The following is a 12,993-nucleotide window of genomic DNA, read 5'->3' on the forward strand; positions in this document are numbered from 1 at the left end:
AAACTAATAATTAATATTAGCTTTTCATTATGAGTTTCCGGCCTCATATAACCTTTTAAAATGGCCATCTTGGTTAATTAATTCATTGAAAGTTCCTGACTGAACAATTCCTTGTCCCGGAGAAATAACAAAAATTTTGTCAACATTTTTTATAGTTGTAAGTCGATGAGCAATTACAACTGTTGTTTTACCAATCATCAGCTCATTTAACTGTGATTGTATTTCTTTTTCAACAATATTATCAAGAGCACTTGTAGCTTCATCTAAAACCAGTAATTCTGGATTTTTTAACAATATTCTTGCAATTACTAATCTTTGCTTTTGTCCCCCAGAAAGTAACAATCCCCTTTCACCAAGAACTGTTTCATACCCCTCTGGTCATGAACTTATTATTTTATGAACTTGTGCTTTTTTACAAGCTTCATGAATTTCTTCATTTGTTGCATCAAAATAACCATATCTAACATTATCATATACATTACCATAGATGATTTGCGGTTCTTGTTCAACATAGCCAACATGAGATAAGTAACTTTTTAAGTTTAATGCTTTTAAATCTTTGTCATTAACAAGAACTGCACCATCAGTTGGATCATAAAATCTTAAAAGTAATTTTGAAATTGTTGATTTACCACTACCAGTTTCACCAACAAAAGCATAACTTTTACCTTTTTCAAATACTATGTTCAAATCACTTATTATTGTTACATTAGTTTTTTCTGGATAGCTAAATTTTATATTTCTAAATTCAATTTTTCTAATTTCTTCATCAAATAAAACCCCGTCTTCTTCATTATCATATAAAATTGGGTCTCTTTTAATTACTTCATATATTTGTTGTGTTGATGCACTTGCTCTAGATATTCCAGGTATTAAAGCAGCCATTTGTCACAATGGTCTTGTTAAAGTCACTGTTGCTGTTGTAATTGGAATTAAAATAGATAAAAATTTTGTAACATCTTGATTGTAAAAAATCACAGATGCTGCAATTACAAGCAAATTAGTAAGAATATCTGAAGCAATCAATGTTGCAAATAAATTACCATCAATTTTAGCAACTGGTTTAAAAATTGACATATAAGGTCTATGAATTTCTCTAATGCGTTTTTCTTCATAAACTCTAGTCGCACTTGATTTAATTAACTTAATAACCCCAATTCTATCAACCACATCACCATTAATGCTTGAAATTGTTTCTCTTACTTTTTTATTTTTTTTACGATAAGTTATTGAATAACAAGCAACAAATATTCCCAATACAATTACTGAAATAGTTGCCACTAGTCCAACTTTTCAGTCAACAAGCATTATGCTAACTGAACCAAAAACTAATACAAATGGAACTTGAATTGATCAAACTATCAAACCATTTATTTCATTACCAATAACATTAGTATCTCCAACAACCTTAGTCATTATCTCACCAGTTTTTTTATCACTATAGTAACTAATGTCTTGATCTAAAAGTCTTTTAATAACTAGTAATCTCAACTCAACTTCTACTCTTACTGCTAACCTCACAGATAAAGCGCTTCGATAATATGTAAATATATACATAACAATCAAGTTAGCTCCACATATAATCATTCAAACTCAATATTTAATGTCTCAGTAATTTTGTCCTGACCCAGCAACATCATATAAAGTTTGTTGAATCGCAATATTGATCAAATATGCATTAATACTTATTAAAACCGAGTTTATTAGTATAACACTGATTAAAGAGTAGAATAAAAGCTTATACTTCTTCCCATAATTCATAATTATTCATAGAAATTTTAGTTTTCCTTTTTCATGGATTAATTTCAACAAATTTGCATTAGCGTCAAAAGAGTCTTTTTTTATTTCATCTGATGGCTGTTCTTCATTAATAACACGCAAATTTTTATCAAAGTTTTTTATCATAAATATTTCCTCACTTACTTAATTAAGTATATAACAATAAAAATAAAAAAAGCACTCTGGGCGGAGTACTTTGATCTAGAACAAGTGATTAATTATGTATTATTAAAATATAAATTTATGTTCATTTGATAGGGCTAAATAAACATTATGGGCTAATGATTTAACCTGTCCTAGACAATTTATATTATAGAACAAAAGTTTTTTATTTTCAACCTTTTTTTAAATTTAAAGTTTATGAATATACATAGTTTTTATGTAAATAGCAAGTTAAATATTTTCTATTTTATAAAAAATTTTTTATAAATTTCCAATTATAAAGCCAATTTATCAATATTTTTATCAAAATAGAGAATAACTTCATTATGGTCTTCAATTGCCCTTATTTTGGCCCCACTGGCACTTATATGACCCCCACCATTAAAGCTTTCTGCCACTATTCTTACATTTACTTGATTACTTCTAAACTCAACTCTTACATGATCTTCTTTTTGAACAAAAAATACCCAAGCTTTTATATCTTTAATATCTCCCAACATATTTACCCAAAGAGCAACTTTATCAGGATTTTTAACATTATATTTATCTAAGATGTTTTTTTCTAATACGATATATGCTACTTTTTTTGCTGATACTAAAAAATTAGATAATATATACCCTTTTAACTTCATTTCATCATCAGTTAATGAGTAAATATTTTTGTATACTTGATGAATATTTATACCTTTTTCTAATAAAACTTTAGCCATTGCAAAAGTATTTTGACTTACATTACGATACATAAAACGATCTGTGTCAGTAACTAATCCATGATATAGATAAAATGCTGTTTTTTGAGAAAAATGCAAATTTGATTCATCATAAATTTTTGTTAATAACTCACAAGTTGCTGGAAAGCTTGGTTCTACTATTTCAAAATCTGCATATTTATCAACATTAACGTGATGATCAATTTTAAAGATAGTTTTTGCTTTTTTTAGTCAATCGAAATTAGGAATATCAATTCTTGCAAAAGTTGCAGTATCAGTGATTATAACAAGAGCATCTTCAAAATCTTTTTCAGATAAATCATCAACTATTCCTATACATTTATATTCGTCAGGTAATGATGTTCCTAATTTGATTGTCTTGTTTTCGAAATTATCATGTATAAATTGATACAAAGACATTTGCGAACCAATAGCATCAAAATCTGGTGAGATATGTCTCAAAAGAACTATTTTGCTTGTATTTTTAATAAGTTCGAATAATTTATTGGTCATATTTTCTCCTAATAATCAAGATTATTAATCTGAATTCTTGTGTTCTTTTTAATATATTTTAGTGAATTTCTAAAGTCTTTTTTAAATGCTTTTTTTTGTTCTATATCTTGAATTTGAGATAACTCACTTCCAAAGTTATTTAAAAGTTCATCTCTGTGTAGTAACTGTTTAGTTTTGATTGATTTAACAAGTTCTTTTCTTTTTAATTTAAATTCATAAATAGTTTCTTTAAATAACTTATTATGTTTTTTATAAGTTTCTTTATATGAAACATTATTTTCATCACTTACTTTCAATTCAAAATATTGACAATATGCTTTGTATCAAGCTAAAATATAGCTTATTTTTTGCTCATTTTTAATTTCTTTAGCTTTTTTATCAATAAATTTATTTGTATAACCATAAAAAGCATACGATTCATTGAATTCTAGTGAATCCTTTTTATTTACAAGTTTTTCATTAGCTTTATAAATTGCAAATCAATATTGTTTAATTTGTATAATTAAATAATCAACTCATTTTGGATTAATTCCATAGTTAATTTTGTTTCTTAAAATTGTTGATATAGTTTCAACCAATAATGTAACACAGATTATACCTAATAATAATGCACCAAATTCTGGGAAATATTGTTGTTGAAAGTAACTATTAAGTAAGTATCCCATATTGCTTGCACCAACCGCTCCAAGTACCGATACTTCTTTAAAATTAATATCAAAACGATAAATTATATATGATACAACACTACTTGAAGTTTGAGGTAAAATTCCATATCTAATTCTTTGCCAAGAATTCAAACCCGTTGCTTGTAGTTGTGCTACTAATTTCATATTAACTTCATCAAATACTTCACGATTGTATTTTGAAAGCATCCCAACTGTCCCCATCATTAAAGCTAAAGCACCAGTAAATGGACCCATTCCAACTAATGAAATAAAGATAATTGCATATATGTATGAAGGAATTGCTCTAAGAGCTGAAGTTATTCCAACAAAAAATTTAGCAACAAAAAAATTTGTTATGTTTTGTGAACTAACAATTCCTAAAATATAAGCTATAATAGCTCCAAGAGTTGTACCAACTACTGAAATTGCAATTCCTTCAAATAGTAAGTAAATAACTGAATAAGGAGCTGAACCAGCCTTAGAAAATAGACTTGCCCAATTTATTTTGAACATTTCTATCAAGTGCTTATTTGTTTGGGTAATTGTAGCTTCATTTTCTAATTTAAATTCAATTAATGAAAGTGAATAACAAAATAAAACTAAAATTATTAAATACATAACAACTCTTTTTATAAATCCTAATGGGTTTGCTTTTAACACTTTCTCAACTGTCAAACTTTCATTGAATTTTTTATGACTATTATCTGCTTGATCTTTTAAATCAGCTTGCATTTGTGATTTTAAATTTAAAACATTAAAAGTAAATTCTGTTATATATATTTTATCAAGTCTGATGTCACAAGATATTTTTTCATCAAATATAAATCAAGATTTTGAGTTAACGTTTTCTAATTTATATTTTTGAAAACTTGCCTTATCTGCCTTAATTTTTTCTTTATGTTCTACTTTAAAATTTTTCACTAAACTTTTTTTCTCTTTTAAAAGAGTGTGAATTTCCTCTGCATTATTAACTTTATCTTTTTTTAATTGATTGTACTTTACATATCAATCTTTTAATAAAACATTTTTTATATAAAATACTAAATTATTTTCTTCTTTAATTTTTTTAATTTTATTTCTAATTTTTTTCTGTTCTTTTTGATCTAATAAATAATCTTTGTCAAAAACTATATAAGTTTTAACAACATATATTAAAATTTCTAACATAATGATAATGCAGATCAATATAAATAATAAAAATCCTACTCTGCCATACTTTCCATAGTTAACACTATTATCAATTAATTGACCAATTCCAATTCCTGTAACTCCAGCAATAACTGAAATATATCTAATGTTTGTCTCTAGTGCATAAAAAGCAGCTGATATTATATGTGATGATATCTGTGGTAAAACAGCTGCTCTAAAAGATTTTATTTTCCCAGCACCTGTTGCTTGCATTGAAATAAAAATTTTTGTATTAATGTGTTCTATTCTTTCAAAGAGGAATTTTGAAGTAATTGAAAAACTAAATATTGTAATTGCAATTGTAATGGTTAAAGTTGTTTGTCCAAAGTAACCCACCAATATTAATGCATAAGTAAATGATGGAATTGTTCTAAAAATTGCAATTATAAATTTAGCAAAATTATTTAAAAACTTATTGGCAACCATATTTGAGGCAGCCATTATTGAAATGGGAATTGAAATAATTACTCCTAGTATGGAACCTGCAAATGCCATTGAAATTGTTGTTCAAACTGACTTAACAACATTTTTCATAAATGAGTTTCCAAAAGAATCGGTATTATTAAAATCTTTAAAGTCTCAAGAGACCATTTCTTTTATTCTGTCACCAAAATCTTTCATACTTTTGAAAAAAGTCATTCATTTTGCGTCTAAAAAATAAAAACCAAATACTAACAGCAATATAACAAAACATCAAAATGAGTAATAAAAAACTTTTTTAGGTGCTTTTGTATATTTATTGTTTATTTTAAAAACATTTCTTGAAATTAATGAATTAAATTTTCTGTTTAACATAACTAATAATTCTTTCCATAAATTTTTTCAAGAACATCATTGGTTAGTTTTTCAGATGGACCATCAAAAACAATTTCTCCATCTTTAATACCAATTATTCTTGAAGCATACTTCATTGCCAACTCAACATGGTGAATATTTATTATTACTGTCATTTTTTCAGATTTATTAATTGATGCAAAATCACTCATTACTTGTTTTGCAAGGATTGGATCCAAAGCTGAAACTGGTTCATCTGCAATTATTAAAACAGGTTCTTGTGATATGGTTCTTGCCAAAGCAATTCTTTGCTATTGACCACCACTTAAGTTTTCAACTCTAACATATGCATAATCTAATAAATTAAGTTTTTCAAGTGAAGAAAGAGCAATTGTTTTGTCATGCTTTGAAAATAGTCCTGTTAAAGATCTTCAGAAATTTAGTTTAGCAATTCTTGAGTTCAAAACATTTTTAAGTACACTTAGTTTATCAATGTTGTTGTATTCTTGTGACATTAATCCAATCTTTTGTCTTAATCTTCTTAACTTTTTACCTTTAACTTGATTTACAATAAACTCTTCTTTTTCATTTTTTTTATTAAAAAAATCGATTTTTATTTCACCACTTGTGATTGAGTTAATTTTATTAATAGTTTTTAAAAGTGTTGTTTTACCAGCACCAGATAAACCAATAATCGCTACAAACTCACCCTCTTTAATTTCAAAATTAATATTTTTTAAAGCATGTTTTCCATTTGGTCAAACTTTATTTACGTTTTTAAAACTTATCATTTTAGTTAAAAAAATATAGAAAGCAAAACTTTCTACATTTTCTTCGCTCCTTATCTATACTATTATCAATTTTCTATCATTTTTAATACTTCTTGTGAGCCTTTAGTTGATTTTTCAATAGCCTCATCATTTGCTTTTTCTCAAGCATTTGCAGCTTCTTTTGAATCTGGTCCAACATATGAAGTATGATTGTAAATTTTAAATATATCTTGTTCAGTTGTTACTAATGATTTGAATGCATCTCTCAATTCATTTATAAGATCAGCATCAGCTAATTTTTTTCTTGAGTACATAATTCCATCATTAATAATTGAATCAGATGCACCTAAAACTACTGTATTTTTGTATGCTTGCATTGATTCTGTTTCATCTTTAATTTCTGATCTAATATCACTAAATCCAACAGCCACATCAAATTGTCCTGTTGAAACACTTGATGCTCCACCTGGATAATCTTTTTGTGTATTTTTACCAGTTCATAAATCTTTAATTTGAGCGTCATCTAAACCAACTACATTTTTTAATCACATAATTGGATATAGAGTTCCAGCACTTGAAGTATTACTTGCTGAAAATGTAAATTTAATACCATAACTTTTATTTGTGAATAAATCTTTCAATGCATCTTTGTAAGAAGCTTCGTCTGCTTTTGTAGCAGAACTTGGGTTAATAATATCTAATATTTTATTATCTTTAGCTTTATCTTTAATTTTTGCTACATTTCCATAAATATATGATCTATAATATGTTGCTTTGTGTTCTGAATCTTGCAATTTTTTATTTGCTTCATCTTTTGATGCAAATCCTTGACCTACTAATTTGTTGTAATTAATAGCTAAGTTTTTTGATTTTGTGTCATCCATTGAAGCAAGTGCTTTAGAATTATCAAAATTTTTATCAGTTTGAAAATCACTTAATGTAGTGTCTGCAACTGCTCCATTTCTTGATGCACTTAATAATAAACCTGCTTTATCATGAACACCAGTTTCAGAGTTGGCATCACCTCAATAAGCTGCATATGAGTTAATTGGTAAGAATGCTAAATCAACTTTACCATCTCTTAATGATTGAGATGCTACTTCATAATTTGTAGAAGTATTTATGTTAATTTTTTTGTTAAATTCTTTACCATCTTTTTTGGCTAGCTCTTTTAGTTTAGCCTCTAATTTTGATTCTAGTGGTTTAACAGTATTTATAACTTCAGTTGAATTATTTGAAGGTATAAATAATATTTCCAAAGTATCTTCTGAGCTTCCACAAGCAACTGAAGTTGCGGCAGAAGTTGATATAAGTGAAACAACACCTAATATAGATAATAATTTCTTCATTTTTCCTCCTGAGTGAATAGTTTATTTACAAAAAAAAGAGGCAAAATACCAATTAAGATAAAAAATTCTTAATAGTATATTTACCTCCTTCTATGCATTATAAGCATATGGATAAACTACCCTCAATTTGATTATATATAAAAATTATGATTTTTTAAAAAAATAAAAAATTTATCAATTTTCTATCATTTCTCTAACCTTTTGAGCCTCAACATTACTTTTAGTAATTGTTTCATCTTGTGCTTTTTCTCACGCATCAGAATTATCAATAGAGTCTGGTCCTACATACCCAGTATGTTCATATACACTAAATATTTCTTTTTCAGAAACAACCAACTCTTTAAATGACTCTCTTAAATCATTTAATTGTTTTTCATCATTTAGTCTTTTTTTAGAGTACATTATTCCATCATTTAATATAGCACTACTTGTACCAATGATTTGTGTGTTTTTGTATGCATCTACAACAGCTTCTTCAGTACCCAATTGACTTCTTGCATCACTATAATTTACAGAAGCATCATATGATCCAGTTGAGACTTTTGAAGCACCATCTTGATAATTTTCTTGCTTATTGCTTGAAATTCACATATTGTGAATTTCTTCATTTGTTAAACCAACAACTTTACTTAATCACATTATTGGATATAAAACACTACCACTTGATGTTGTGCTTTTACCAAAAGTAAATTTAAAACTATTATTTATAAATAAGTCTTTCAAAGTTTTTACGTAATTATCACTTGTTAATGACTCTAAATCAAAGTTTAAGTTTTGCAATTTAGCTGAATTTGCAATTATATAAGTTCTATAATAGGTTGCTGGATTATTTGAATCTTGTAATTTAGAATCTGCATCCTTTTTTGAACTAATACTTTTTGTCAACTTGTTGTAATTTTTAGATAGTGCAAGCGATATTGAGCCATCCATAAGGTCTTGTGCTTTATTTGTGTCAAACTTTTTATCTGAGCCCATAAATTCTTCTAAAGTGGTGTCTGGTGTAGCACCATTTCTTGATGAAGACAATAAAATACCCTCATCACTATACAATCCTGTTTTACTATCTTGCTCACCTCTATAAGAATAGTATGTATTTACAGGTAAAAAAGCCAGATCAGCTTTACCTGTTTTAAGTGCTTGTGCTGCAATTTCGTAACTTGTAGAAGTATTAATAACTACGTTTTTATTAAAAGTTCTTCCATCTTTTTCAGCTTTTGTTTTTAATTTTTCTTTTAATTTTTGTTCCAATGGTTTAACTGTATTTAATATCTCACTTGAGTTAACTGAAGGAACAAATAATATTTCAAAATCATCTTGACCTTGAGAACATGCAATAGCATTTATTGCAGAAGTTGAAATAACTGAAATTGATGCAAGTAATGATAAAACTTTTTTCATATCTTTCTCCTATTATCTTTAAATCTATTCTTTATTATTTTACCTTTATATTAAAAAACCTGTAATATTTTTTTGTTACAGGTTTTAATTGCTATTTAATATTAATTTCAAAATAACTGGTGTATCATCTTTTTTATCACTTATAACTATTTGATCATTTGCTTCATTCAAGAATTCATCGTTATTTGATATATTTGTAAATAAAGTCATTACAACTTCATCTTTTTTTACAAAGTCACCATTTGTTTTGTTTAAATAAATACCAGCCGAAAAATCTATTGTATCTTCTGCTCTTTCTCTACCAGCACCAAGTTTCATTGATAAATAACCCAGTCCTTCAGCAGATTTAAATGAGACATATCCTTCTTTCTTTGCAACAACCTCAATTTTATGAAGGGTTAAAAAGTTTTTACTATAATTTTCAATTAAACTAAAATCCCCTGATTGAGCTTCTACAAAATCCTTTAAAAAATGAGCAGCTTCTCCTGATTTTAAAACTTCATAAACTTTTTGTTTAGCTTCATCAAGAGAACTGAACTTTTTAGTATTCACAAGTGTAATTGCAGCTGCTGTAACACAAAGTTCGTTTAAATCATCTGGTCCTTTGCCGTGTAAAGTTTCTCAAGCTTCTTTTACTTCAATGGCATTACCAATCGCTCTACCAAGTGGTCTATCCATATTTGTTAACATAACACTTACATTTCTATTGTGAGATTTCCCAATCGATATCATTGTGTTTGCCAGAACCTCAGCAGATTGAAGATCTTTCATAAAAGCACCACTTCCAACCTTAACATCCAAAATAATTGATTGTGCTGGTATGATTAATTTTTTTGACATAATACTTGAAGCGATAAGAGGAACAGAATCAACTGTTCCTGTTACATCTCTTAAAGCATATAGTTTTTTATCTGCTGGAACAACATTTTTTGACTGACTCATAATTGACATACCAACAGTATTTAAAATTTCTTTAAATCTTTGTTCTTCTATTTCTCCGGTTCAACCTTTACAACTCTCTAATTTATCGATTGTTCCACCGGTTTGTCCTAAACCTCTTCCTGATAACTTAGATACTTTTACACCAAAATGTGCAACTAAAGGAGCGAATATAAGACTAGTTTTATCACCAACTCCGCCAGTCGAATGTTTATCAGCGAATGGACCTTCAACTCCGTCTAAATCATATGTTATTCCTGAATTAATCAAGTTTTCTGTAAAAACAGCCAACTCTTCATCATTCATTCCATTAAATCAAACAGCCATTAGAAAAGATGACATTTGATAGTCTTTGATTTGACCGTTTAAAAATGATTCTACAAGTCAAGTTATTTCTTTACTTGTAAGATTAATCTTATTTTTCTTTTTGTTTATGATTGAAGTAAAGTTCATTTTAATTTCCTTTGCGCTATCTAGTAGTAATAGATTTTTCTTTTTTTATCAACTTTTTTAGGTGGATTTTTATCTGAATGTACATCAAAGTCTAAATATTTATCCATATTTTTTTGAACCTCTTTTTTAACATTTTGAGTTAATAATTCAGTTTTTATAGATATAAATTTATCTGGCATCATTGGTTTACCAAAAATTACTTTAATATCCAATCTTTTTTTTCTTTTATAGTAAAGTTTGTATGTATCAATAATTGTTACAGGCACAATTGGCACATAAGCCATTTGTGCTAATTTCATACTTGCTCCATGAAATTCATTCATCTCTGCTTTTTGACTTCTTGTACCTTCAGGGAAAACTACAACACTTCTTTTGTATTCGTTAATTAATTCTTTAGCTTCTTTCATAGCCCTTAAAGCACTTCTCGGACTATTTCTATCTAAAGGAACATTATCTATTAAATTCATAAAATGTTTATAAATTTTTGATGTTCAAAGTTCTTGTTTTGGAATAAATGATAATGGTTGTTGGTATTGGAAATCATTTATTGCAAGCAAAATTAGTGGATCAGCATTTGATTGATGATTTGGAGCTAAAACAACACCTCTATCAAGTCAATTTTCAATTCCAAAAACATGTAAAGCTACATTTGGAATTTTTAATAATTTAACGACTTTTTTCTTAATTCAGTTATAACGGTATTCTTCCGAATATGAGTTTGGGTCTGTTTTAATTCTTTTTGTCATTTTTTTAGCTTTTGAAACTAATCTTCATAAGAATCATAATTTTAAAAAAAGTCTTCATTTACTTAATTGATATTTTAATTTACGTTGTGACTTTTGTTCATTTTCTCCATTTGAAACTTCTAATTCATTTTTTGTTTGCTTCAAATCAATGTTATTTTCATTAGAAGCGTTCTTCAAACTTGTTGGCATTTATTTTATTTCCTTTCATATGTTATTACTTCAAATTCATCAAATTTTTTTATATCTAAGACTTTAAAGCTATTATCTGGTATTTTTGTAGCAAATATATCACCATCGTAATTTTCATAAATATAACTAACAACTAATTTATCAGCAAAATTGATTGCTATGTCAAATATTTGCTTTCCTCCAATAATTATAAGTTCTTCTGAACTATTTTTAAAGTCTTTTAGCACTATTTCTAAATTATTATTGATTTCTAAATTTTTATGTTCAAAATCTAAGCCTTTTCTGGTTATTACTATATTTTTTCTATTTGGTAATGGTTTTAATTTGAGTGATTCTCAGGTTAGTCTGCCCATCAATACAGTTTTTCCTCTTGTATAATCAATAAAATGTTGCATTTCTTGTTTAATGTTTCAAGGTAATTTACCCTCTTTACCAATTACTTCATTTTGTGATTGTGCTCAAACTAAAGTTATCATTAAACAGCCACCTTGCCTTTTATTGTGGGGTGACTATCATAATTTACTAATTCAATATCCTCAAAATTAATATCAAAAATACTCTTATTTTTAAAGTTGATTTTTAGACTAGCTAATTTTTTAGGTTCTCGTTCAAGTTGAATTTTAATTTGTTCAAGATGATTTGAATAAATATGAGCATCTCCGATTGTGTGAATAAAATATCTAGGAGTTAAGTTGCATTCTAAAGCCACCAAAGTTAATAAAAGTGAGTAGCTAGCAATATTAAATGGTACTCCCAAAAATATATCTCCACTTCTTTGGTAAAGTTGCAAATCTATGAATCCCTCTTTTGAAACATAAAATTGAAATAAAGCATGACAAGGTGGCAATGCCATTTTATCAACCTCAGCAGGATTTCAAGCACTTATTATTAATCTTCTTGAATATGGATTTGTTTTAATTTGACCAATTAGTGACTTAAGTTGATCTTTTCCATTGAAGTCTCTTCATTGCTTTCCATAAACAGGTCCTAGTTCGCCGTACTTTTTAGCAAAGTCATCATCATTTTTTATTTTTAGGACAAATTCTTCAATAGTTTCATTTTTAAAATCTGTAGAGTTTTTAAAAATTTCATATGGTCATTCATTTCAAATTCTTACATTATTGTCAACAAGATATTTAATATTTGTGTCTCCTTTTATAAATCAAAGCATTTCATGAACAACTGCCTTAAAATAAACTTTTTTTGTTGTTAAAAGTGGAAAACCTTCTCTTAAGTCATATCTTGTTTGAATTCCAAATTTTGATATTGTTCCTGTATTAGTTCTATCTTCTCTTTTTTCACCATCTCTTAAAACTTCTTTTACCAAATTCAAATATTGCTTCATAAACAACCTCTTT

9 protein-coding genes and 1 pseudogene are annotated in these 12,993 nt (G+C 27.2%); all 10 read right to left on the bottom strand.

Going from position 1 to position 12,993, the window contains the following annotated elements; all coding sequences use genetic code 4:
• Nucleotides 1-27: 27 nt before the first annotated feature.
• The 10 genes and pseudogenes from SHELI_RS03525 to SHELI_RS03570 all read right to left on the bottom strand — a co-directional run bounded on the left by SHELI_RS03525 (nt 28) and on the right by SHELI_RS03570 (nt 12,980).
• On the bottom strand, nt 28-1,905 hold the full coding sequence (locus tag SHELI_RS03525; RefSeq protein ID WP_069116734.1) for an ABC transporter ATP-binding protein: 1,878 nt from the start codon (nt 1,903-1,905) through the stop codon (nt 28-30).
• 311 nt (nt 1,906-2,216) lie between these two features.
• Entirely contained in the window at nt 2,217-3,164 is a 948-nt protein-coding gene (locus tag SHELI_RS03530; protein ID WP_069116735.1) for a DHH family phosphoesterase, read from the bottom strand.
• Between the two features lie 8 nt (nt 3,165-3,172).
• On the bottom strand, nt 3,173-5,812 hold the full coding sequence (locus SHELI_RS03535; protein ID WP_069116736.1) for a PhnE/PtxC family ABC transporter permease: 2,640 nt from the start codon (nt 5,810-5,812) through the stop codon (nt 3,173-3,175).
• 2 nt (nt 5,813-5,814) lie between these two features.
• Nucleotides 5,815-6,582, bottom strand: a pseudogene (gene phnC / locus SHELI_RS06270) (phosphonate ABC transporter ATP-binding protein).
• 62 nt (nt 6,583-6,644) lie between these two features.
• Nucleotides 6,645-7,910, bottom strand: a complete 1,266-nt coding sequence (locus SHELI_RS03545) for a PhnD/SsuA/transferrin family substrate-binding protein (protein ID WP_069116737.1) — start codon at nt 7,908-7,910, stop codon at nt 6,645-6,647.
• Nucleotides 7,911-8,081: 171 nt separating this feature from the next.
• A complete protein-coding gene (locus tag SHELI_RS03550; protein ID WP_069116738.1) occupies nt 8,082-9,308 on the bottom strand; it encodes a PhnD/SsuA/transferrin family substrate-binding protein in 1,227 nt (408 codons plus the stop codon).
• 84 nt (nt 9,309-9,392) lie between these two features.
• Nucleotides 9,393-10,700 carry a thymidine phosphorylase gene (locus SHELI_RS03555; RefSeq protein WP_069116740.1) on the bottom strand — a complete coding sequence of 436 codons (1,308 nt, stop codon included), beginning with the start codon at nt 10,698-10,700 and terminating at the stop codon, nt 9,393-9,395.
• Nucleotides 10,701-10,720: 20 nt separating this feature from the next.
• Nucleotides 10,721-11,635, bottom strand: a complete 915-nt coding sequence (locus SHELI_RS03560; protein WP_084449250.1) for a lysophospholipid acyltransferase family protein — start codon at nt 11,633-11,635, stop codon at nt 10,721-10,723.
• Between the two features lie 5 nt (nt 11,636-11,640).
• Complete coding sequence (locus SHELI_RS03565) at nt 11,641-12,111, bottom strand: dihydrofolate reductase (protein ID WP_069116742.1); 471 nt, start codon at nt 12,109-12,111, stop codon at nt 11,641-11,643.
• On the bottom strand, nt 12,111-12,980 hold the full coding sequence (locus SHELI_RS03570) for a thymidylate synthase (RefSeq protein WP_069116744.1): 870 nt from the start codon (nt 12,978-12,980) through the stop codon (nt 12,111-12,113). The genes SHELI_RS03565 and SHELI_RS03570 overlap by 1 nt, the downstream gene beginning before the upstream one ends.
• Nucleotides 12,981-12,993: the final 13 nt, after the last annotated feature.

It is taken from the genome of Spiroplasma helicoides (genome assembly GCF_001715535.1).
GTDB lineage: Bacteria > Bacillota_I > Bacilli_A > Mycoplasmatales > Mycoplasmataceae > Spiroplasma_A > Spiroplasma_A helicoides.